25 protein-coding genes are annotated in these 21,591 nt (G+C 72.0%); 16 read left to right on the top strand and 9 right to left on the bottom strand.

What is annotated here, in order from left to right; translation table 11 throughout:
• Together GXW76_RS03535 and GXW76_RS03540 are read left to right on the top strand one after the other, a co-directional pair.
• Positions 1-184, top strand: a 184-nt coding sequence (locus GXW76_RS03535; RefSeq protein WP_211860612.1) for a hypothetical protein, incomplete at its 5' end; no start/stop codon positions are given.
• Positions 185-188: 4 nt separating this feature from the next.
• A complete protein-coding gene (locus GXW76_RS03540; protein ID WP_211860613.1) occupies positions 189-1,457 on the top strand; it encodes a DNA polymerase IV in 1,269 nt (422 codons plus the stop codon).
• Positions 1,458-1,540: 83 nt separating this feature from the next.
• Here the strand turns inward: GXW76_RS03540 and GXW76_RS03545 are convergent, their stop codons facing one another.
• The 4 genes from GXW76_RS03545 to GXW76_RS03560 all read right to left on the bottom strand — a co-directional run bounded on the left by GXW76_RS03545 (position 1,541) and on the right by GXW76_RS03560 (position 4,347).
• Positions 1,541-2,719, bottom strand: a complete 1,179-nt coding sequence (locus GXW76_RS03545; protein WP_211860614.1) for a cupin domain-containing protein — start codon at positions 2,717-2,719, stop codon at positions 1,541-1,543.
• A complete protein-coding gene (locus GXW76_RS03550; protein WP_211860615.1) occupies positions 2,716-3,150 on the bottom strand; it encodes a hypothetical protein in 435 nt (144 codons plus the stop codon). The genes GXW76_RS03545 and GXW76_RS03550 overlap by 4 nt, the downstream gene beginning before the upstream one ends.
• Positions 3,151-3,175: 25 nt before the next feature.
• Positions 3,176-3,745 carry a hypothetical protein gene (locus tag GXW76_RS03555; RefSeq protein WP_211860616.1) on the bottom strand — a complete coding sequence of 190 codons (570 nt, stop codon included), beginning with the start codon at positions 3,743-3,745 and terminating at the stop codon, positions 3,176-3,178.
• 110 nt (positions 3,746-3,855) lie between these two features.
• Positions 3,856-4,347 (bottom strand): hypothetical protein, encoded by a 492-nt coding sequence (locus GXW76_RS03560; RefSeq protein ID WP_211860617.1) that lies wholly within the window; start codon positions 4,345-4,347, stop codon positions 3,856-3,858.
• 145 nt (positions 4,348-4,492) lie between these two features.
• On the opposite strand from GXW76_RS03560, the gene GXW76_RS03565 reads away from it, so the two are divergent.
• From GXW76_RS03565 to GXW76_RS03585, 5 genes are all read left to right on the top strand, one after another.
• Positions 4,493-5,455 carry a Bug family tripartite tricarboxylate transporter substrate binding protein gene (locus tag GXW76_RS03565; RefSeq protein WP_211860618.1) on the top strand — a complete coding sequence of 321 codons (963 nt, stop codon included), beginning with the start codon at positions 4,493-4,495 and terminating at the stop codon, positions 5,453-5,455.
• A 1-nt stretch (position 5,456) separates the two neighbouring features.
• Positions 5,457-5,969 carry a tripartite tricarboxylate transporter TctB family protein gene (locus tag GXW76_RS03570; protein ID WP_211860619.1) on the top strand — a complete coding sequence of 171 codons (513 nt, stop codon included), beginning with the start codon at positions 5,457-5,459 and terminating at the stop codon, positions 5,967-5,969.
• Positions 5,969-6,862 (top strand): PhzF family phenazine biosynthesis protein, encoded by an 894-nt coding sequence (locus GXW76_RS03575; protein WP_211860620.1) that lies wholly within the window; start codon positions 5,969-5,971, stop codon positions 6,860-6,862. The genes GXW76_RS03570 and GXW76_RS03575 overlap by 1 nt, the downstream gene beginning before the upstream one ends.
• 157 nt (positions 6,863-7,019) lie before the next feature.
• On the top strand, positions 7,020-8,513 hold the full coding sequence (locus GXW76_RS03580; RefSeq protein ID WP_211860621.1) for a tripartite tricarboxylate transporter permease: 1,494 nt from the start codon (positions 7,020-7,022) through the stop codon (positions 8,511-8,513).
• A gap of 51 nt (positions 8,514-8,564) precedes the next feature.
• Positions 8,565-9,197 carry a flavin reductase family protein gene (locus GXW76_RS03585; RefSeq protein ID WP_211860622.1) on the top strand — a complete coding sequence of 211 codons (633 nt, stop codon included), beginning with the start codon at positions 8,565-8,567 and terminating at the stop codon, positions 9,195-9,197.
• A 228-nt stretch (positions 9,198-9,425) separates the two neighbouring features.
• On the opposite strand, the gene GXW76_RS03590 is transcribed toward GXW76_RS03585, so the two are convergent.
• Complete coding sequence (locus GXW76_RS03590) at positions 9,426-9,860, bottom strand: RrF2 family transcriptional regulator (RefSeq protein ID WP_211860623.1); 435 nt, start codon at positions 9,858-9,860, stop codon at positions 9,426-9,428.
• 72 nt (positions 9,861-9,932) lie between these two features.
• On the opposite strand from GXW76_RS03590, the gene GXW76_RS03595 reads away from it, so the two are divergent.
• The 3 genes from GXW76_RS03595 (at position 9,933) to GXW76_RS03605 (ending at position 12,102) form a co-directional block, all read left to right on the top strand.
• Positions 9,933-10,421 (top strand): group III truncated hemoglobin, encoded by a 489-nt coding sequence (locus tag GXW76_RS03595; protein WP_246513895.1) that lies wholly within the window; start codon positions 9,933-9,935, stop codon positions 10,419-10,421.
• On the top strand, positions 10,418-11,086 hold the full coding sequence (gene ytfE, locus GXW76_RS03600) for an iron-sulfur cluster repair protein YtfE (protein ID WP_211860624.1): 669 nt from the start codon (positions 10,418-10,420) through the stop codon (positions 11,084-11,086). The genes GXW76_RS03595 and ytfE overlap by 4 nt, the downstream gene beginning before the upstream one ends.
• An 86-nt stretch (positions 11,087-11,172) precedes the next feature.
• Positions 11,173-12,102: a DUF808 domain-containing protein gene (locus GXW76_RS03605; RefSeq protein WP_211860625.1), complete on the top strand. Its 930-nt coding sequence runs from the start codon at positions 11,173-11,175 to the stop codon at positions 12,100-12,102.
• Between the two features lie 444 nt (positions 12,103-12,546).
• Here the strand turns inward: GXW76_RS03605 and GXW76_RS03610 are convergent, their stop codons facing one another.
• On the bottom strand, positions 12,547-13,680 hold the full coding sequence (locus GXW76_RS03610) for a CaiB/BaiF CoA transferase family protein (protein WP_211860626.1): 1,134 nt from the start codon (positions 13,678-13,680) through the stop codon (positions 12,547-12,549).
• Between the two features lie 106 nt (positions 13,681-13,786).
• Here GXW76_RS03610 and GXW76_RS03615 point away from each other — a divergent pair, with 106 nt between their 5' ends.
• A complete protein-coding gene (locus GXW76_RS03615) occupies positions 13,787-14,950 on the top strand; it encodes an MFS transporter (RefSeq protein WP_211860627.1) in 1,164 nt (387 codons plus the stop codon).
• On the top strand, positions 14,947-15,600 hold the full coding sequence (locus tag GXW76_RS03620) for a CatB-related O-acetyltransferase (RefSeq protein ID WP_211860628.1): 654 nt from the start codon (positions 14,947-14,949) through the stop codon (positions 15,598-15,600). Before GXW76_RS03615 ends, GXW76_RS03620 begins: the two co-directional genes overlap by 4 nt.
• Here GXW76_RS03620 and GXW76_RS03625 read toward each other — a convergent pair.
• Both GXW76_RS03625 and GXW76_RS03630 read right to left on the bottom strand, forming a co-directional pair.
• The gene (locus tag GXW76_RS03625; protein ID WP_211860629.1) at positions 15,587-16,258 is read right to left on the bottom strand and encodes a tyrosine-protein phosphatase; all 672 of its coding nucleotides are present in this window, start codon (positions 16,256-16,258) and stop codon (positions 15,587-15,589) included. The two genes, GXW76_RS03620 and GXW76_RS03625, sit on opposite strands and share 14 nt — an antisense overlap.
• A gap of 364 nt (positions 16,259-16,622) precedes the next feature.
• Positions 16,623-16,787: a hypothetical protein gene (locus GXW76_RS03630; protein WP_211860630.1), complete on the bottom strand. Its 165-nt coding sequence runs from the start codon at positions 16,785-16,787 to the stop codon at positions 16,623-16,625.
• A 273-nt stretch (positions 16,788-17,060) separates the two neighbouring features.
• Here GXW76_RS03630 and GXW76_RS03635 point away from each other — a divergent pair, with 273 nt between their 5' ends.
• From GXW76_RS03635 to GXW76_RS03645, 3 genes are all read left to right on the top strand, one after another.
• A complete protein-coding gene (locus GXW76_RS03635) occupies positions 17,061-17,249 on the top strand; it encodes a hypothetical protein (protein ID WP_211860631.1) in 189 nt (62 codons plus the stop codon).
• Complete coding sequence (locus tag GXW76_RS03640) at positions 17,246-17,422, top strand: hypothetical protein (protein WP_211860632.1); 177 nt, start codon at positions 17,246-17,248, stop codon at positions 17,420-17,422. Before GXW76_RS03635 ends, GXW76_RS03640 begins: the two co-directional genes overlap by 4 nt.
• A gap of 599 nt (positions 17,423-18,021) precedes the next feature.
• Positions 18,022-18,978 (top strand): mechanosensitive ion channel family protein, encoded by a 957-nt coding sequence (locus tag GXW76_RS03645; RefSeq protein WP_211860633.1) that lies wholly within the window; start codon positions 18,022-18,024, stop codon positions 18,976-18,978.
• Between the two features lie 109 nt (positions 18,979-19,087).
• Here GXW76_RS03645 and GXW76_RS03650 read toward each other — a convergent pair whose 3' ends face one another.
• Positions 19,088-20,335 carry an MFS transporter gene (locus tag GXW76_RS03650; protein ID WP_211860634.1) on the bottom strand — a complete coding sequence of 416 codons (1,248 nt, stop codon included), beginning with the start codon at positions 20,333-20,335 and terminating at the stop codon, positions 19,088-19,090.
• 305 nt (positions 20,336-20,640) lie between these two features.
• Between GXW76_RS03650 and GXW76_RS03655 the strand changes: the two genes are divergently transcribed.
• On the top strand, positions 20,641-21,591 hold the full coding sequence (locus GXW76_RS03655; protein ID WP_211860635.1) for an SMP-30/gluconolactonase/LRE family protein: 951 nt from the start codon (positions 20,641-20,643) through the stop codon (positions 21,589-21,591).

Raw genomic sequence — 21,591 nt, forward strand, 5'->3', positions numbered from 1 at the left:
CCAGCGGGCCGGCGTCGCCGCCATCGGCCTCGGTACGGTGATCCTGCTCGACGCCGCGCTCGGCCTCGCCTTCGCGGTCACCGGCCTCGCCGCCGCCCGCGCGCCCCGCGGCGCGGTCGAGCAGGCCGTCGCCCTGCCGGTGCTGGCCTGGATGGCGGTGCTGCCCTTCCTCGTGCGACGCTAGCGCCATGCCGGCGCTCTGCCGCGACTGCCAGCACCGTGCCGAGACCGCCTTCACCCGCTGCCCCGCCTGCGGATCGCGGCGCACGATCGCGCACCCCGACCTGTTCCGCCTGACCGTCGCGCATGTCGATTGCGACGCCTTCTACGCCAGCGTCGAGAAGCGCGACCGGCCGGAACTGCTGACCAGGCCCGTCATCGTCGGCGGCGGGAAGCGCGGCGTCGTCGCCGCCTGCTGCTACATCGCGCGCACCCGTGGCGTGCGCAGCGCCATGCCGATGTTCAAGGCGCTGGCCGCCTGCCCGGACGCCGTGGTCATCAAGCCGGACATCGCGAAATACGTCCGCGAGGGCCGCCGCATCCGCACCATGATGGAAGCGCTCACGCCGCTTGTGCAGCCCATGTCGATCGACGAGGCGGTGCTCGACCTCGCGGGTACCGAGGCGCTGCACGGCGCCCCGCCCGCCGTGGTGCTGGCGCGCTTCGCCCTCGCGGTGGAACGGGAGGTCGGCGTCACCGTCTCGGTCGGGCTTGCCGCCAACCGGCTGATGGCGAAGCTCGCGGCGGAGCGCGACAAGCCGCGCGGCTTCGCGGTGATCGGCGCGGACGAGGCCGCCGCCTGGCTCGCGCCGCAGCCGGTTTCCGTGCTGCCCGGGGTCGGGCCGGCGCTGGCGAAGCGCCTGCAGGCGGCGGGGTTCTCGACCCTCGGGCAACTCGCTTCGCTGGCGCCGCGGGAGGCGGCCCAGCGCTTCGGGGAGGACGGCCCATCGCTGGCCGCCCGCGCGCGCGGTGAGGATGCCCGCCGCGTCACCCCCGACCGCGAGACCAAGTCCATCAGCGCCGAGACCACCTTCGAGACGGACATCGCGGCGCGCGAGGCGCTGGAGGCGCCGCTCTGGCGCCTGTGCGAAAAGCTCGCCCGCCGGCTGAAGGAGAAGGACCTCGCCGCGGCCGGCGTGACGCTCAAGCTCAAGACCGCGGGTTTCGCCACGCGCACCCGCGCGGCCCGCCTGCCCCAGCCCACGCGCCTGCCGGAGGTGCTGTTTGCCGCCGCGAGGCCGATGCTGGCCAAGGAAGCGGACGGGACGGCCTTCCGGCTGATCGGGATCGGGGCGCAACCGCTGGCCCCGGCCGATCAGGCCGACCTCGGCGACCTGGCGGACCCCGAGGCGCCGAAGCGAGCCGCGCGCTGGGCGGCGGTGGAGGCGCTTCGCGCCAGGTTCGGGGACGACGCCATCGTGAAGGGCCGAGGCCTGAGGAAGCGCCCCGGGGAGTGATCCTTGGACCTGCCTTTCGCCATCAGTTTCCAAGGGATCAAAAAAGGGAGGGGGATTCGGGGGAGGTTCTCCTCCCCCGACCTTCAAGCCCGTTCCAGCAGCCCGGCCCTGGCCAGCCTGCGGCAGAACTTCAGCGCCCCCTCGCCGAGTTCCTCCGCCGTGGCGCCATCCTCCAGCGCCTGCAGCCAATCGAGTTCCTGCGCGCTCAGCGTCTCCACCCCGCCATACCAGCGCAGGGCCGCGCCGCCTTCGGGAAGCGGGACCAGCGTGTGGTGCATGGTTTCCGACAGGCGCAGCCTGTCCATCGCCGCCGGCGGCCTCGTCGTCAGCGAGCGCCCGGGCAGGGAGAGCCGATCCTGCGTCACGCGGTCGAGCGCCGCGACCGCCAGCCGTTCCGCCAGGCCCGGCTTCGCCAGCGCGTCGAGCGCCGCGCGCAGCCTTGCCTCCACCGCCGCGACGCCGTCGGGTTCCGCCAGGCGCCAGGTCGGCATGGCGGCGCGCAGGGCGGGTTCCTCGGGTTCCAGGTCGGCGAGCAGTTGGCGCAGCATCTCGCCCAGTCCGGGTTCGAGCAGCCCGATGGTGATGTGCAGGGACGGATCGGCGCCTTCCTGTACCATCGCCTCGTGCATCACGCCGCGCGGCAGGTAGAGCGCGTCTCCAGGCGCCATGACCAATTCGTGCGCTTCGCCCTCGGTCGCGGCGTTGTTGGACCACGGCGTGTGGCGCGTCGGCGCGGCGTAGGGGATCGCGTCCCACACCCGCCACGCCTTGCGGCCGGAGACCTGCAGCACCAGCACGTCATGGGTGTCGAAATGCACGCGGAAGCCCTGCGCCCCCGGCGGCGTCATGTAGATGTTGGCCTGAACGCCGTGCAGGAAGGCCTTTTCCAGCCCGCGGCAGAAGCGCGCGAGCGGCGGATGGATCTCGTGGAACTGGGAGACGACGAGGCTCGCCCCGTCGTCGTGGCGCGCGAGCAGCCGCGGCAGGTCCACGCGGTCGCTGCCATCCTCGAGGTATTCCTCGTGCGGCACCGCGGCGCTGCCCGTGCGCGCGCCGTCGGCCATCGAGACGCGCGGCGTGCGCGCCGCGTCGGTGCGCAGGAACGCGTCGAGGTCAGCAATGGAAAGCAGCCCGGCGTAGCGATCGGGGTCGTTGCCCGGAAACATCCTCCAGGCCGTGCCTTCCCGGAGCGCGATGCCGTCCTCGAGGGACAGGGAACCGAAGGCGAGGGTCCAGGATCCCTCGGCAAGTGTCGTCGTCATCTGATCCTTCCGCGGCCCGCGGCGTCGCGCGGGTCGCTGTCCGAATAGCCTGTATGGGGCCGACCGCGCCCGGCGCCGTCACGCGGGTCGCTGTCGGAATAGCCGGTGCGGGGCCGCCCCCGTCCGGCCGAGTCGCGCGGATCGCTGTCCGATTGGCCCGTATAGGGCCTTCCGCGCCCGGCGGCATCCCGCGGGTCGCTGTCCGAGTAGCCGGTGCGGGGGCGGCCGCGGCCCGCGGCGTCGCGCGGATCGCTGTCGGAATATCCCGTCCGGGGGCGCCCACGCCCGGCGGCATCCCTCGGGTCGCTGTCGGAATAGCCGGTCCGGGGCTGCGCCGTGGCTGCGGCTGGCGCGGCGGCGGCGGCAGGGACGGCGAAGACCAGCAGCCGCCGCCCGAGGCGGCTGCGGCGTGTGGTCTCGTCGTCGCTCATGGCGGCGCCGGTGTGCCGCTGCGCGTCAGCGCCAGCCGCGGCCGCGGCCGGGCGCGTCGCCGGGGTCGTTGTCGGTCACGCCGCGCTGGCGCTGCCGCCAGCCGCTGCCGTAGCCGGACGGATCGCCGGGATCGCCGTCATTGATGCCGGTATAGGCGCGGCGCTGCGGTGCGCGGTTGCCGCGGCCATTGCCGGCGCCGTCGTTCGGGTCGGCATCGGTGATGCCAGTGCCGCGGCGATAGCCGCGGCCATTGCCGGCGCCGTCGTTCGGGTCGGAATCGGTGATGCCGGTGCCGCGACGGTAGCCGCGGCCATTGCCGGCGCCGTCGTTCGGGTCGGAATCGGTGATGCCGGTGCCGCGACGGTAGCCGCCACGGCCATAGCCGGCGCCGTCGTTCGGGTCGGAATCGGTAAGGCCGGTGCGATACTGGACGGGCGTCGGCTCGATCGCCTTGGCAGCCGGTGCGATGGCCGCGGTCGCCGCAGCGCCACCGGCCGCGGCGAGGCGCAGGACCAGCAGGCGTCGCCCCAGGCCCCGTCCCTCATCCCGTTCCGTATCGCCAGGCGCTGCCTTCGCGACGTCCTTCTCCGTCATGGCCTCGTGCACTCCATTTCCCCACGGCAATCATCGGCTCTCCGCGGCGGTTTCCGCAAGAGTCGTGAGGGAATGCTAAGTGCGCCGGCGCACAATGGCGCCGAAGCGTTTCACCAGCCGCGGCCGCGCCCCGGCGCATCGCGCGGGTCGCTATCCGATATCTGCCGGCGATAGCCTCCGCGGCCATAGCCCGCGCCGTCGCCGGGATCGGCGTCGGTGTAGCCGGTGCGTGCGCGGCCGCGGTAGCCGCCGCGGCCATAGCCCGCGCCGTCGCCGGGGTCGGAATCGTTCACGCCGGTGTAGACGCGGTTGCCGCGATAGCCGCCACGGCCCTGTCCGGCCCCGTCGTTCGGGTCGGCATCCGTGAGGCCGGTGCCGCGGCGATAGCCGCCGCGCCCAAAGCCCGGGCCGTCATTCGGGTCGGCGTCGGTGTAGCCGGTGCGTGCCGGCCCCGGGGCATAGACCGCCCCCCCCGGCGGCGGCATCACGCAGCCGGCCAGGGCCGAGCCCGCGACCCCAACGCCGGCGATGCGCAGCACCAGCATGCGGCGCCCAAGTCGCGGTCTGTCCTTGTCGTCTTCCATCAGTGCGGCCTTCCTCACGATTCACGGCATCCTCGCGGGGCACGCCCGTCGGGGCAAGTGCCGGGCGTGCCGCGGCGGCAAACAGGCGGTTTTGCCCTTGGCGGCCGCCATGGCCCGAGCGCAGACTCCACCCCACCACGAGGACAACGCCGGACCACCGAACATGACACAACGCCGCACCCTTCTCGCCGCGACCGCTGCGCTCGGCCTCACGCCCGGACTGGCGCGCGCGCAGCAGCGCTTCGCCAGCATGTACATGTTCATCCCCGCCGGTCCCGGCGGCGGATGGGACGGCCTCGGCCGCGCGGTCGAGCAGGTGGCGCGCGGCGCCGGCCTGGTCGGCAGCTTCCAGTTCGAGAACGTGGGCGGCGCCGGCGGCACCGTGGGCCTGCCGCGCTTCGTCGCCCAGCGCCGCGGCCGCGGCGACGCGCTGATGGTCGGCGGCGCGGTGATGGTCGGCGCGGTGCTGACCAACCGCACGCCCGTGGGCATCAAGGACGTGACGCCGATCGCGCGCATGACGACCGAACCCGGCGTCATCGTCGTGCCGGCGAATTCCGAGTTCCAGAACCTGCGCGGCTTCCTCGATGCGCTGAAGGCCAATCCCGGCGCGGTCTCGGTCGGCGGCGGCAGCGCCGGCGGCATCGACCACATCACCCTCGGGCTGATGCTGAAGGCGCAGGGGCGCAACGCGCGCGAGGGATCCTATGTCGCCTTCGCCGGCGGCGGTCCGGCCCAGGCCGCGATCCTCGGCGCGCAGGTCAAGGCGGGCATCTCCGGCGTGTCGGAATTCTCCGAGCAGATCGCCGCGGGGCGGATGCGCGCGCTGGCGACCACCGGCGACACCCGCAGCCTGACAGGCGTGCCGACGCTGAAGGAAAGCGGCCTCGACATCGTCATCGGCAACTGGCGCGGGCTGTTCGGCGCGCCGGGCATCAACGCCGCGCAGCGCCAGGCGCTGGTGGACTTCACCACCGCGCTGCACGCCCTGCCGGCGTGGCGGGACCTGATGAAGACGCGCGGCTGGGACGACGCCTTCCTGACCGGCACCGCCTTCGAGGAATTCCTCGCGCGCGACCAGCGCGAGACCGAGGCGGTACTCCGCGACATCGGCCTGGTGACGTGACGTGACGCGGCGCGGGGCGGACGCGGCCGACCTCGCCGCGGGCGTCTTCGTCCTGCTGCTCGGCGGCGTCGCGGTCTGGGCCGCGGGCGTCATCCCGACCACGCCGCTCTACGCGCAGGTCGGGCCGAAGGCGGTGCCCTATGTCGTGGGGGGCGGGCTCGCCGGGCTCGGCGTGCTGCTCGTCGCCGCCGCGCTGCGCGGAGGCTGGAGCGCGGACCTGCCCGAGGTGGCCGAAGCCGGGCCGCCCAATCCGCGCGCGCTCGGCTGGCTCGGCGGCGGGCTGGTCATGAACCTGCTGCTGATCGGGCCGCTGGGCTTTTCCCTCTCGGCGGCGGCGCAGTTCGTCTGCACTGCGCGGGCCTTCGGCAGCACGACGCCGGGGCGGGACGCGGCGATCGCGCTGGCGGTCTCGCTCGCCGCCTTCTTCCTGTTCGTGGAGGCGCTTGGCGTGAACATCGGTGCGGGTGTCCTGGAAGCTGCCATCCTGCGCGCCATCGGGCGCGAGGTGATCTGATGCGGGCCTTCCGGTTCGTGACGGTGGACGTGTTCACCGAGCAGCGCTTCGGCGGCAATCAACTCGCCGTCTTTCCCGATGCGCGCGGGCTGAGCGACGCCGAGATGCAGGCGCTCGCCGCCGAGTTCAACCTCAGCGAGACCACCTTCGTCCTGCCGCCGTCCGACCCGCACAACACCGCGCGCGTGCGCATCTTCAACCGCGTTGCCGAGATGCCCTTCGCCGGCCACCCCAACGTCGGCGCCGCCTACGTGCTGGGGCGGGAGGACGAGGAGGCGCACCGCGCCTACCGTTTCGAGGAGCCCGCGGGGCTCGTTGAGGTGGCCCTCGAACGCGACGCGGAGGGGCGGGTCATCGGTGCGGAGGTGGCGGCGCCGCAGCCGCTCAGGGTCGGCGCCGAGCTGCCGGCCCGTATCGCCGCCGCCTGCGCCGGCATTCCCGAGGCGGAGGTGCTCACCCTGCGCCACGCGCCGACGCTTGCCTCGGATGGTGGCAACCATCGACTGCTGACGGAGGTGACGCCCGCCGGGCTCGCCGCCGCGGCGCCGGACCTCGGCGCATTCCGGCGGGCGGTCGCGGATTTCCCGTCGGAGACGCGCGGCTTCCTCTCGCTCTACATCTACTGCCGGGACGGGGCGAAGGTCCGGGCGCGGATGTTCTCGCCGCTGACCGGCACCTGGGAGGACGCGGCGACCGGCAGCGCGGCGACACCGCTCGCGGGCTTCCTGCTGCGGCTCGGCGGCGGCTCGGAGGGCGCGTGGGAGATCATCCAGGGCGCGGAGATGGGGCGGCCGAGCCTGCTGCTGGCGCGGGCGAGGCGGCTCGCGGACGGTTATCGCGCGGCGGTGGGCGGGCGCTGCGTGCCCGTGCTGCGGGGCGAGGCGGTGCTGTGAGGGCGACAAGGTCGGGGGGAGCGAACTCCCCCCGTATCCCCCCTCCTTCTTTCGATACTTTGCGGATCGCCGCAGGCGGTCCGCCCTGACAGAGAAGGGAGGGGGCTCGGGGGAGGTTCTCCTCCCCCGACCTTATCTTCCTCGCGAAGGGTTTCGGATGGACTCGATCTCGGGCCTGGCCCTCGGCTTCGGCAATGCCTTCTCCCTGGCGAACCTCGCCTGGGCCCTGCTCGGCTGCTTCCTCGGCACCGCGGTCGGCGTGCTCCCCGGCATCGGCCCGGCGCTGACCATCGCGCTGCTGCTGCCCATCACCTTCACGGTCAGCGCGACGGGTGCCTTCATCCTGTTCTGCGGCGTCTTCTACGGCGCGATGTATGGCGGCAGCACGACGTCGATCCTGTTGAACACGCCGGGCGAGAGCGGGTCGATCATCACCGCGCTCGAAGGGGCGAAGATGGCGCGCAACGGGCGCGCGGGGCCGGCGCTGGCGACATCCGCGATCGGGTCCTTCGTCGCCGGCACGGTGGGCACGCTCGGCATCGCCTTCCTCGGGCCGGTGATCGTCGAATGGGCGCTGGTGCTGGGGCCGGCGGAATACTTCTCCCTGATGGTGCTGTGCTTCGTGACGGTGTCCGCGGTGCTGGGCTCCTCGGCGCTGCGGGGCATGACGTCGCTGTTCCTGGGGCTGCTGCTCGGGCTGGTGGGGATCGACCTGCAGACCGGCCAGCCGCGCCTGACCTTCGGCGTGACGGAACTGCTGGACGGCGTGAACGTGGTGCTGGTCGCCGTCGCGCTGTTCGCTGTGGGGGAGGCGCTGCACATGGCCTGGCGCCACCATGAGGGGAAGGTCGAGGTGCTCGAGGTCGGGCGCCTGATGCTGTCGAAGGAGGACCTGAAGCGGTCCTTCTGGCCCTGGATGCGCGGCGCGGGCCTCGGCTTCCCCTTCGGCGTCTTGCCGGCGGGCGGGACCGAGATGCCGACCATGCTGTCCTATTACGCTGAGCGGAAGCTGGTGAAGCCGGAACACCGGCACGAATTCGGCACGACCGGCGCGATCGAGGGCGTGGCCGGGCCGGAAGCCGCCAACAACGCGGCGGCGGCGGGCGTTCTCGTGCCGATGCTGACGCTAGGCCTGCCGACCAGCGCGACGGCGGCGATCATGCTCTCGGCCTTCCAGTCCTATGGCATCAATCCCGGGCCGATGCTGTTCACGCAGCAGGCGGAGCTGGTGTGGACGCTGATTGCCTCGCTGTTCATCGCCAACGTCATGCTGGTGGTGCTGAACCTGCCGCTGGTCGGGCTCTGGGTGCGCATCCTCAAGGTCCCGGTGCCGCAGCTCTATGGCGGCATCCTGGTCTTCGCGACCATCGGCACCTACGGCATCTCGAACAGCGTGATGGACCTGGTGATCCTCTATGCGCTCGGCGTGGTGGCGATGTTCATGCGGCGCTTCGACTTCCCTGTGGCGCCGGTGGTGATCGGCATGATCCTGGGGCCGATGGCCGAACAGGCGCTGCGCCAGGCATTGACCATCAGCCAGGGCGACTGGACCACCTTCGTCACGCGGCCGGGCAGCGCGCTCATCCTGGCGCTGGCGGTGCTGGCGCTGGCGGGGCCGCGGATCTGGGCGGCGGTGGCGTCGCGGCGCTGACCTGCCGATCGACGACGGGCCACGGTCCGCCGCGCGAGCATTGGAGAGCACATGTTCTACGAACCCCGCCTCGGCCACGGCCTGCCCTACGACCCGTTCAAGGCCATCGTCGCGCCGCGGCCGATCGGCTGGATCTCGACGGTGGACGCGCAGGGGCGGGCGAACCTCGCGCCCTACAGCTTCTTCAACGCGGTGCATTCGCGCCCGCCCATGGTCGCCTTCACCAGCGAATCGATGAAGCACAGCGCGGCGAACGCGATCGCGACCGGGGAATTCGTGTTCAACCTCTGCACGCGCCCGCTGTTCGATGCGATGAACATCTCCTCCGGCGCGCACGCCGAAGGGGTGAACGAGTTCGAGGCCGCCGGGCTCGCGACGGCGCCCTGCCGGATCGTGAAGGTGCCGCGCATCGCGGCCTCGCCGGCCTCGTTCGAATGCCGCGTGGTGCATTCGATGCAGTTCCACGATGTGGAGGGCCACGCGCTCGAGGGCTGGATCATCATCGGCCAGGTGATGGGCGTGCACATCGACGAGGCGTTCATTCGCGATGGCCGCTTCGACACGGCGGCCGCGCAGCCGGTGGCCCGTTGCGGCTACCGCGACTACGCTGCGGTGACGGAGATGTTCGAGGCGCTGCGGCCGACCGATGGCGGAACCTACGTCGCGGGCCAGCGGGACCGCTGAGCGCGGCGCCGCGAGCGGTTTTCGTTCGCGCCGGCTGACGGCGACCGCTCCGGGCGTTTGCTGTCGCGGGCACCTTCACCCAATCAGGTGATTCCACCTGATCGGGATATGCCCTGGCACGCTGCGGAGGAAAGCCCGATGCCGCGCTGATTGGCGTGCCTGGTGCGACGGTAAGAGCCTTGCCTGCGTCTGGCGGGGCGCTCGCCCGCCCCTGACGGCGTGACAGCGTCAGCCAGGCGGTCCGGCCGGTACGAGGGCAGCGATCGATGGCACGCAATCGGCCAGGGTCACGGACTCCAGTGCCCGGTAGAAGGCCACCTCGGCCCCCGCCAGAACGCCCTTCAGCCGGCAGTGCGGCGTCAGGCTGCAATGGCCGCCATCGTCCCGGAAGCATTCGACGATCGCCTGGCCGTGCTCCATCCGGCGCACCACCGCGCCGATGCTGATCCGCTCGGGCGGCAGGGCGAGAGTCACGCCCCCCTGCGCACCACGCATCGTGCGCACCAGCCCCGCCGCGGACAGCGACTGCATCACCTTGTGCAGGTGATTGCGCGACAGGCCGAGCTCACGTGCCAGCAGCTCGGTCGAGAGGCAGCGTTCCGGCTCGGCGGCCAGGCGCATCAATGCCCGCAAGGCGAAGTCGGTGGCGGCGAGGAGGCGCATTGGGGTTGTCCTGAATTGGTATTGACGATACCAGAATTCCGCGCCACGTTAATTGGTATTGGAGATACCAGTATGCAGCCCAGCGCCCCCATCCCCGAAGGACCGGCCCGCCGCGCAGCCCTGGCTGCCGAGATCGCGGCCGCGACCGGCCTGACCGAGGAAGGCATCGCCGCCCTGCTGCGCGACTTCTACGCCCGTGCCCGCGCCGATGACCTGCTCGGCCCGGTCTTCGCCCGTGTCACGGACTGGGACCACCACATCGGCAGGGTCAGCGACTTCTGGTCCTCGGTGGCCTTGATGACAGGGCGTTACCACGGCCAGCCGATGCGCGCGCATTTCGGGATCGGCATCACGCCGGCGCATTTCGCCCGCTGGCTCGCGCTGTTCGCGGCCACCGCCGCCGAGCACTGCACCGAGGCCGGCGCCGCGCTGCTCGTCACGCGCGCCCGCACCATCGCCAGCAGCCTCGAAATGGGCATCGCCGTCGCAGAGGGCGAACTGCCCGCGCGCCATCCGACTTCCCAGCGCCCCGCATCGGGCGGGGCAGGAGCCGAAGCATGAGCACCACCGCCACCGAGGGCTTCGCCGGACGCACCCTGTCCGACATCGCCGCCAACCTCCCGGGCGCCACCGCTGTCTTCCGCAAGCGGAAGATGGATTTCTGCTGTGGCGGCGGGGTGCCGCTCGCCGAGGCGGCGGCCGCCAAGGGCCTCGACCTGGCCTCCCTGGAGGCGGAGCTGGACGCCCTCGACAGCCGTGCCGCCCCTGCCGATGCCGAGCTGTCCACCGAGGCGCTGATCGGGCGCATCCTCGAGCGCTACCACGCCGTGCACCGGCGCGAACTGCCCGAACTCGCCCGCCTCGCCCGTCGCGTCGAGGCCGTCCATCGGCAGAACGCCCACGTCCCCGCCGGCCTCGCCGACCTGCTCGAGGAGATGGAGCACGAGCTGTCCAGCCACATGATGAAGGAGGAGCGCGTCCTCTTCCCGCTGATCCTGGCCGGGCACGGCGGCAGCGCCAGCGCCCCGATCGCCATGATGCGCCACGAACACGACGACCACGGCGCGCAGCTCGCGCAGATCATGGCGCTGACCGACGACGCCACCCCTCCCGAGGGTGCCTGCACCACGTGGCGCGCTCTCTACGCCGGCCTCCGCAAGTTCGCCGAGGACCTCACGGAGCACGTCCACCTCGAGAACAACGTGCTCTTCCCGCGCTTCGCATGACGGCACGGTGAACACTCCGGCGCCGGATTGAAGCCGGCGCCGCCTTCTGCGAGGGTGCCCGCGCCGCACCGCCCGGGAATCCTCGCATGAGCACAGGACTGATCGCCCTGCTGGACGATGTCGCCGCCATCGCCAAGGTGGCGGCGGCGTCGATCGACGACATCGCGGCGCATGCCGGCAAGGCGGGGGCGAAGGCGGCCGGCGTGGTGATCGACGACGCGGCCGTCACGCCGCGCTACGTCGTCGGCTTCGATGCCTCCCGTGAACTGCCGATCATCGGGCGCATCGCCGTCGGGTCGCTGCGCAACAAGATCCTGGTCCTGCTGCCGGCGGCCCTCGCCCTTTCGGCCTTCGCGCCCTGGGCGATCACGCCGCTGCTCGTGCTCGGCGGCATCTACCTCTGCTTCGAGGGCACGGAGAAGGTCGCCGAATGGCTCTTCCCCCACGCCGCGCACGACGAGGCACCCGCCGCGGCGGCGAGCGCCCAGCACCTCGAGGACACGCGCGTCGCCGGCGCGATCAAGACGGACTTCATCCTCTCGGCCGAGATCATGGCCATCACGCTCGCCTCGGTGCCCGATGCCGGCATCTGGACGCAGGCCGTGGTGCTGGCGCTGGTCGGCGTGGTGATCACCTTCCTCGTCTATGGCGTCGTCGCGATCATCGTGAAGGCGGACGACGCCGGCGTGGCGCTGGCGCGGCGCGACAACGGCGCGGCGCAGGCGATCGGGCGCTTGCTGGTGCGCGGGATGCCGGTGCTGCTGAAGGTGCTCTCCATCGTCGGCACGGCCGCGATGATCTGGGTTGGCGGCGGCATCATCCTGCATGGGCTGGAAGCCTTCGGCCTCGGCGCGCTGCCGCATCTGGTGCACGACATCGCGGCGATGGCGGGGGACGGCTTCGCGGCCTGGGTGGTGAATGCGGCGTTCGCGGGAATGGCGGGGCTCGTGATCGGCGCGCTGGCCATTCCCCTGATGACGCGCCTCGTGCTGCCGATGATGGGCAAGGGGCACTGACGCCGGAAAGGGTCGGCGAAGACCGGCCTGTGCGCCGGAGAACCGGTTGCATGGTGGAGCAACCGGTTCGGCCTGTCGTTGCGGCCGGGCGTGGCCCAGGATGAGGGGCGGCTGCCTCATGGACCGGGCAGGCCTGGCGCAGGGACAAGGACCCTGCGCCCTGCGTTCGGCGCCATTCCGCCGCGCGATGTCCTGGCGCAGCATCGCCAGTCGGTCCTCCCCCTGCCGCTGAGGCAGCCGCGTTCGGCGCCACCACCACCGTGGAGAGCGACATCAGCGCCGCGCCCGCCGCCGGCGCCAGCAGTGCCCCCAGGGCATGCCGAAGCGAATCGCCGGTCAGCATCGCGCGGCGCAGGCCCAAGCGCATCGCCGGTCGGCATCCTGCGGCGCAGGCCGATGGAACCCGAAATCGACCAGCGCAGCACACCTGATGCCAGGATGGTGTCAGCGCGGACCGAGCACCTCCTCATTGTGCTCCCCGAGCCCCGGCGCGCCTCGCGCCGGGCGCGGCCGCTGGCGGTCGAAGCTGATCGGCAGCCCCACCACGCGCGGCCCGCCCCCGGGCAGGTCCTGCACGATCTCCACCGCGGCGAACTGCTCGCTCGCCACCACTTCCCGGATGTCGTTCACTGGCGAGCACGGCACGCCCGCCTTCTCCAGCGCCGCGATCCATTCGTCGCGCGGGCGCGTCTTCAGCACCTCGGCGATCAGCGGGATCAGCACCGGCTTGTTGCGCACGCGGGCGGCGCCCTTGGCGAAGCGGTCGTCCGTCGCCCATTCGGGGTGGCCGAGCACCGCCGCGCAGCGCGTCCACAGCCGGTCGTTCCCGGCGGCCAGGCACAGCGGCCGGTCAGCGCAGTCGAACACTTGGTAGGGCACGATCACCGCGCCACCCGTGCCGTGGCGCTTCGGGATGTCCCCGGTGGCCAGGTGGTTGTTCACCTGGCCTTCGACCCAGTGCACCGCCGTCTCGAACAGAGAGGTGTCCACCAGCCCGCCGCGCCCCGTGATCTCCCGCCGCCGCAGCGCGCCGAGCGCACCGATCACGGTGAACATCCCCGTCGCCTTGTCGTTGATCGACGCGCCGCAGAAGGTCGGCGGGTCATCCGGGCGGCCGGTCACGCTCATCATCCCGCCATAGGCCTGCAGCAGCGGGTCGAAGCCGGGCCTCATCCTCATCGGCCCGCGGTCGCCGAATGCCCAGATCGAGCAGTAGACCAGCCGCGGATGCCTCGCGAGCATCGCATCCGGCCCGATGCCGATCTCCTCCACCACGCCGGGGCGCAGGTTCTGGACCAGGATGTCGGCGGTCTCGCAGAGGCGGTGCAGCGCCTCGACGTCCTCGGCCTGCTTGAGGTCCAGCGTGATGGACCGCTTGTTGCGGTTCTGCCCGTGGAAATAGAGCGAAGTGACGCCGTCCGCCGCGAAGGGCGGGCCCCAGCCGCGCGCGTCGTCGCCGCCCTCGGGCTTCTCCACCTTGATCACGTCCGCGCCCATGTCGGCCATGATGACGCCGGCGAGCGGCCCGGCCAGCGCCTGGCCCACCTCGATCACGCGCACCCCTTCAAGCGGCAGCATCCAGTCTCCCCCCATCTGCTTCGCGCGCCACGATAGGGCGCCGCGCCGAAGGCGGCGAGACGGGCAGGGGGCTGGCGCGTCCGCGGGATCCCCGGCCATATCGGGCATGATCTCCGCTTCCCGGAATCGCTGGGCCGAACTCGGCATACTCGCAGCATCCCGCGTTGCCATGGGCGCGCAGTTCCAGGTGGTCGGCGCGCTCGGCCCCTTGCTGATCGGGGCACTCGCAGCGGACTGGACGGAGCTCGGCACGCTGATCGGTGCCTATTCGCTGGCCGGCGTCGCGGTGGCCCTTCCGGCGGGCTGGGTGATGGCGCGGCTCGGGGACCGGCGGGTGCTGCTCGCGGGGGTCGGGTTGATGGCGGTGGGCGGCGTGGTGCTGGCGCTCGCGCCGGGGTTCGCGGTGGCGCTGGCGGGACGGCTGGTTTCCGGCATCGGCGGTGCGCTGCTCGCCATCGCCTGCGCCAAGATGGTGCTGGACCGGTTCTCGGGCGCTTCGCTCGCGCCGGCGCTCGGGCTGATGCTCATGGCCTGGCCTTGCGGCATCGGCTTCGCCCTGCTGGTGCTGCCGCTGCTGGCCGGGGACTGGCGCGCGGGGCTGTGGCTATCCGCTGCCGCCTGCGCGGCGTCCTTCCTGCCGCTGTGGTGGGCGCTGCCGCGCGGTGACGGGGCGGGCGCGACGCCGCCGCGGCGCGGGGGGCTGCTCGCGGGCGAATGGGCGCCGTTGCTCTCGGCCGGCACGGTCTGGGGCTTCTACAACGCGGCCTATGTCGTCGCGCTGGGCTTCGCGCCGGCGTTCCTGGTGGCGCGCGGCTGGCCCGCGGAACAGGCGGGGGCCGCCACCTCCCTCATCGGCTTCGCCATCCTGCCGCTGTTGCCGATGGGCGGCGCCCTGGCCGAGCGCGCCGGGCGACCGGTGGCGGTGACCGTCGCCTGCATGCTCGGCATGGCAGGGTGCCTGCTCGCGGTGGTCGCGGGGCTTTCCCCTTGGGTCTTCCTGACCCTGTTCGGCGTGCTGACGGCGCCGCCGGCCTCCTTGGTGATGGCGATGGTCGGGCGTGCGCTCTCCCCCGCCAGCCGGGCCTTCGGCATGGGGGTGCATTACACGCTGTTCTACGGGGCGCTCGCCCTGCTGCCGCCGCTCGCGGGGCTCGCGCGGGACGTCAGCGGCGCACCTGCCGCGCCGCTGTGGGCGGGGGTGGGCTTCCTCGGTATCGCGCTTGGGGCGCTGGCCATGTATCTGCGCATTGCACCGAGGACCGCCGGATGACCGCGCCGCCCGACCCGGACACGCTGCATCCCGTTCCCGGCGACACCGGCACGGTGTTCCTGCGGCCACTGCTCGCGAGGCATCAGCAGGTCACCAACGTCAGCGCGGGCGCGTATTCCTACTATCACGACCATGAGGACCCGCTGCGCTTCCTCGAGCGCTGCGTGAGGTACAATTTCGGCTTCGGCAGCCTCTCGATCGGGCGCTACTGCGCCATCGCGCACCGTGCGACCTTCCTGATGCCGGGCGCGAACCACGCCATGGCCGGACCCTCCACCTTCCCCTTCGGCATCCTCGGTGGATCCTTCGGGGAGGCGTTGCCGCTCGCGGAGTACCCCTGGCGTGGCGGCGGGCCGATCATGGTCGGACACGATGTCTGGCTGGGCACGGAATGCTTGGTGCTGCCGGGCGTGACCATCGGCCACGGCGCGGTCGTCGCCGCCCGCGCGGTGGTGACGCGGGATGTGCCGCCTTATGCCGTAGTGGCCGGCAATCCGGCCCGCGTGGTCCGCATGCGCTACGACGAGGCAGCGGTCAAACGCCTGCTCCGCCTCGCGTGGTGGGATTGGCCGGCCGAGCAGGTCGCGCGCGCCGTGCCCGCCCTGGTGAAGGGCGACGTCGCGGCGCTCGAAGCCTTCATTCCCGCCTGAGCACCCCGTCAACCAGGCGGTCGGCCCAGGCCTTGCTGCGGAATTCGGCGCGCAGCGCGTCCTCCGAATAGTCTTCCCGTACCCAGTCGAGGAAGGGCTTCGGTCCCTTTTCCCGGACGAAGGCCGCATAGGCGCGGAAGAAGGCGTCCAGGATGCCGGTGCGCGCCGCCGCCACATGGCCGTAGCGCAACGAGAGCTGGTCGCAGGCTGCCTCGACCGGGCGGCCCTGCGCCAGCAGCCAGATCCCCGCGGCGAGCCCGGTGCGGTCGGCGCCCGACTTGCAGTGGATCAGTGCCGGCTCCTCCATGCGCGCGAAGATGCCCGCGAGGCGCAGCACACGGTCCTTGTGCGGCGCCCCGCGGCTCTCGAGCGGCGCGTCGATGTGCTCGAGGCCGAGATCCGCCGCCGCCTGGCGCCCGAGCGCGTCGGAGCCGCAGGCCTCCCGGTGGCCGCGCAGGTTGATGACAGTGCGGATGCCGTGGCGCCGCACCGCCTGCTCCAGCTGCCAGGGCGTCGGGTGGTTCGAACGATAGAGGCGGCCGCTTTCGACCACGCCCCAGTTGCGCCAGCCGAGGCGGAGCAGGGCATGGTCGATGAAGAGGGAATTGAGCCAGGCGGCCCGACGGGCACCAGGCGCGGTGAGGTCGCGCACGGACATGAGGGGTGGGGTTATGCCTGCTCGGGGGCGACGGAGAAAGGGCGCGGGAGAAGGCTGTCCGACCGCCGTCATGCCTGACGCTCCGGAGCGGGCGGCATGGCTGACAGTCTCCGGGTCGTGTTCCTGTCCTCCGCGGTGGCCGTGCCGGGCCGTTGCGGGGGGGGGCAGGAAGCGCTTGCGGCGGCGATCGGCCCCCCGCGCGAGGTCGATCGCCATGAACCGGGCCGGCCATCGCCGCTTGGCAACGCCAGCAGCCCGAGCGGCTCGTCCACGGCGCCTGGCCGATGAACGGCGTCCCGTCCCGCCACTCGATCTCGCCCTTGCCATGCACTTGGCGATCGGACGTTCCCGCCGCCGACGACCTTCATCGCGTGATCCGTGAAATGAAGGCTGCAATCTGGCGACGGCTGGTGTGGCGCGCGATGCCTGCCACCGTGCCGGGGCTGTCGTCCACGAAGTCCACCTGCCGCTCGCGCATCGATGTGATGCGGCGATCGCGCTCGTCGGGGCTGACCGGGAACAGCGGCATGGAAGGAAGGGTTGAGGATCACGAGGCGGGCGGAAATGGCACCTGAAGTTGAAGCCGCCACGGTGCGGCCCCATATCAGGGCTGCCATGTGGTCAGCTGTGATTCATTGCCGTCGCCCGCGTCACGCGGGCACCTTGATCGCGGGCGTCTAGCCCCGGGTCTTATCGCACGCGTATCTGCCGCGCGGGCCCGGGGACACCCAGCAGAAACGAAACAAGTGTGCGGTCGCCGCGAAACACGGCGCCGTGCGTTCTGCATGGAGGACAACCATACATGACGATGAACAAGTTCACGGAGCACACCAGCTCGGACGCAGCGGAGACCGCGCTCGCGGCGGAAGCACGATTGGACGCGGCGCTGGCGGATACCTTTCCCGCCAGCGATCCGGTGGCGATCACGGTGAGCGAGCCGCCCCGGCGCGAGCCTGGCAGCGCGTCGCGCGCCGCCCGGAGCCCCCGATGACCGGGGATACCGGGCGCGCCGTCTCCAGCCCGCCGCATGGCGGCTTCGGAGACGGCGCGGCGGCGGAGGCACGCTGGATGCGCGGGCTGATCGTCGGCGTGCTGCTGCTGGCGGGGCTCGCCGCGCACGTATTGCTGCGATGGTGGCCGCCATTGGCGGGCCAGCCTGGCTGAGCCGGCGCGGCGGCAGACGATCTGCGCGACGCACTGCTTGAGCAGATCCCGATCAGGTGGAATCACCTGATCGGGTGAAGTTGCTCCCAGGAATGAGGACCTGGAGCGGTGTCCGTGAGCCCAGGCGAACGGAAACCGCTCTGGCGGCGTTGCGCTCCTTAGCCTCGTTTCCGGAGAGGGCAGGGCGAGGAGACGGTAACGCATTCCACTGAACCCGGACGGCGCGCCCCGTGCGCGCGCCTGGTCCCGGGTCAGATGACGCGCGCCCCCCGCGCCCCGGGGACGCTTTCCGAAAGTGATCGAGTGATACGCCCGGCATCATTGCCGGGCGTATCCGCATGCGAGGCCAGTGGGTCAGCAGGGGCCTTCGGATTCCCGCCTTTCGGAAGGCTCGTCGGCCCGTCGCCGGCAGGCAGCCGGGAAGCGCAGGGCGGTTCGCCCGGGGCGATGGTGGCAAGGCAAGGAGAGGAGGTGTGACGATTGGAGATCGGGTTCCGCGTCGCGGAGATATTCATCGGCCGCGCCCTGGCGGGCAATCGGATGGCGTTCGTACCGAACGGCGCGCTGACGAGGCGCGGTCGCGTGCGGGCGCCGGGGCGGTGACGACGCTAGGCCGGATCGCCTCGCCCCTGGCGGTGACGCTGGCGAGCGTGGGCCTGCTGGTCGGCCGCCCCCTTGCCATGAGCGCCCTCGGCGTCCCGGAACCCGGGCCGGACGGGCTGCACGTGCTCCGGCTGCTGCTCGGCACGTCGGCCTATTTCGGCGCCGCCTGGCTTGCCACGCGGCTCGCCGGGCTCGTCCTGTCCGGGGGCGGCCGGGGCCGTCGGCAGCGGTCACCGAGGCTGCTGCAGGATCTGCTCGCCGCGGCCGTCTTCGCTGCCGCCGCGCTGGCGACGATCGCGCTGGTGTTCGAGGGGTCGGTTCTCGGCGCGGCCGCCACCTCCGGCGTCATCGTCGCCGTGCTCGGCTTCTCGCTGCGCGGGGTCATGGCCGACGTCTTCGCCGGCATCGCCTTGGGCCTCGAGCGGGCGTATCGCATCGGCGACTGGGTCGGGATCGAGGGCGGGCCGAGCGGGCGGGTGGTCGAGATCAACTGGCGCGCGACGCGCATCGAGACGCTCGACAGGATCCAGGCCGTCGTGCCGAACGGGCGGATCGCGCAGCAGCGCGTCACCAACTACAGCGCCCCGCGCCCGCACTACCGCCAGCAGGTGCGCCTCACGCTCGACCACGCGCTGCCCGCAGTGGAGGCCAAGCGGCTGCTCGCCGAGGCCGCGGCCGCGACGCCCCAGGTGCTGCCCACGCCCGCACCCGATGCACGGCTGGTTGCCCACGAACCCGATGGCCTGGTCTACGTGGTGCGCTACTGGGTGCCGAGCTTCGCCGACGAGATCGACTGCCGCGACGCGGTACTGACCGCGGTGGATGGCGCCCTCCGGCGACGGGCGGTGCCGGCGCCGCACCAGCGGCACCGGCTGCGCCTCGAGCAGCCGGACGGCAGGGCGACCGTGGACGCGCTGACGATGCTGCGGCCGGGCCCGGGATCGGCGTCGTGACGAGGAACCGGGGCGGCTTCCGTGAGCCCGGGCGAACGGAAACCGCTCCAGCCACGTTTGAGCGGGCATCTTCACGCATACGGCTGGAACCAGCCGTATGCGATCCGCTCTAGCCCCGTACCGGCCGCACCGTCGCCAGGATGGCGGCACCGACACCGAGGAAGACCAGCACCGTCGCCATGCCGGCGCGCTGGCTGCCCGTCGCCGCGGTGACGCCGGCCAGCACCGCCGGGCCCAGGAAGCCGGTGATGCGGCCGGACAGTGCGAAGAGGCCGAAATGCAACGTGACCTCCCCCTCCGGCGCCATGCGTGCCATCAGCGTGCGGGACGCCGCCTGCGCCGGCCCCATGAAGATGCCGAGCGCCATCGCCAGGCCCCAGAACCAGGCCTTGGTGTCGGCCATCAGCAGTGCTGCGCCGAGCACGACCATCGCGACCAGCGCCACCATCACCGTGGGTTTCGAGCCCAGCCGGTCCTCGAGCAGCCCGAAACCGGCCGCACCGGTACCGGCGGTGACGTTCAGGGCGATGCCGAAAAGCAGGATCTCCTCGAACGCCATCCCGTGGACGCCGGCGGCGTAGATGGCGCCGAAGGCGAACAGGGTGTTCAGCCCATCCGTGTAGAAGAGCCGCGCGATCAGGAAGCGCAGCATGTCGGGCCGGGCGGGCAGGCCGCGCACCAGGTGGCGCGTCTCGGCGACGCAGGTGGCGACGGCCTGCTGCATGGGCAGGCGCTCGCCCGGCGGGTCCGGCACCGCGAGCAGCACCGGCCAGGCGAAGACCACCGTCCAGGCCGCGACCAGCAGGGCGGTGGCGCGCACATGCTCCGACGCGCCGCGGTCGAGGCCGAAGAGGGCGGGGTTCGGCTGCACGAGCAGCACCAGCGCGACGCCCAGGCAGGCGAGCCCGCCCGCATAGCCCAGCCCCCAGGCGAGGCCCGAGACGCGCCCCATGTGCTCCGGCGTCGTCACCTCCGGCAGCATCGAGTTGTAGAATACGGTCCCGAGCTCGAAGGCGATGGTGGCGAGCCCGACGCAGACCAGGGCCCAGAGGGTCCAGGACGGGTCGGGCTCGGCGTACCAGGTCAGGCCGGTGAAGACGGCGGTGCAGAAGGTGCAGGCCGCGAGCAGCGAGCGCCGGTGCCCGCCGCGATCCGCGATGGCGCCCAGCAGCGGGGAGAGGATGGCGATGGCGAGGGCGGAGGCGGTTTGCATCCACCCCCATTGCGCCTGCCCCGTGGCCGGGTCCGGTGCGATGCCCTGGGAGAAATAGGCCGCGATCACGAAGGTCGATACGACGGTCGGGAAGGCGCTGTTCGCCCAGTCGAAGGTGGCCCAGGCGATCGCCTTGCGGTTCATGTCGCCTCCGGTGCCGCAAGCGCCGGCATCGCGCAAGGCGGAATCGCGGGGAAGGAGGCGGGACCCGGGAAGAAGTTGCCCTTCGGCACCCGCCTTGTCGCGAAGCGGATGGTCCGCCCGCGGTCCGCGGGAGCCGGCATCGGGTGCCCGCGATCGTCGCATGCCGGCATGGGGCGGCGCGGCGCTTGCATCCGCCGGATGACCGCTCTCGCCATGCCTGAGCGAGCATCTGCACGCATACGGCTGATTCCAGCCGTATGCGATCTGTTCTAGCGTGCCGCGGGCCACACCGGAGGCAGCACGCCATGACCGACGACCCGCGCTGGCAGCCGAGCCTGCGCTATCCCGACCCTGCGATCGTCGCGCTCGACCCTTCCTTCCGGAAGTACCACCTGCCGCTGTCGGCCGTGGAACGTCTCTACCATGGCACGCGCTGGGGGGAGGGCCCGGTCTGGCTCGGCGACGCGCGCTGCCTGCTGTGGTCGGACATCCCCAACAACCGCGTTCTGAAATGGGAGGAGGAGACCGGCGCCGTCTCCGCCTGGCGCAAGCCGTCCGGCAATGCCAATGGCCACACCCGCGACCGCCAGGGCCGCATCGTCGCCTGCGAGCACGGCGGGCGCCGCGTGGTGCGCTTCGAGCACGACGGTTCCATCACCGTCATCGCCAACCACTACCAGGGCAAGCGGCTGAACAGCCCGAACGACGTGGTGGTGAAGTCCGACGGCTCGATCTGGTTCACCGACCCGCCCTTCGGCATCCTCGGCTTTTATGAGGGCGAGAGGCACGCGCCCGAACTGCCGCCCACCAACGTCTATCGCGTGGATGGCGCGACGGGGGAGATCACCTGCGTCGCCGACGACATCAACCACCCGAACGGCCTCGCCTTCAGCCCGGACGAGAGCATCCTCTACGTCGTCGAGAGCCGCGCCGAGCCGCGCAACATCCTCGCCTATGACGTGGACGACGCGACGCTGCGCAACCGCCGCATCTTCATCTCCGGCCAGGCGGGGGAGACGCCGGACGGCTTCCGCGTGGACGTGGACGGCAACCTCTGGTGCGGCTGGGGAATGTCGGCGGCACTGGATGGCGTGCGTGTGTTCAACAGCGCCGGCGCGCCGATCGGGCACATCCACCTGCCGGAACGCTGCGCCAATCTCTGCTTCGGCGGAAGGCACCGGAACCGCCTGTTCATGGCGGCGGCGCAGTCGCTCTACAGCCTCTACGTGAATACGCAGGGGGTGGCAGGCGGCTGA

Source organism: Neoroseomonas soli (genome assembly GCF_018129065.1).
In the GTDB taxonomy this organism is placed as follows: Bacteria; Pseudomonadota; Alphaproteobacteria; order Acetobacterales; family Acetobacteraceae; genus Neoroseomonas; species Neoroseomonas soli.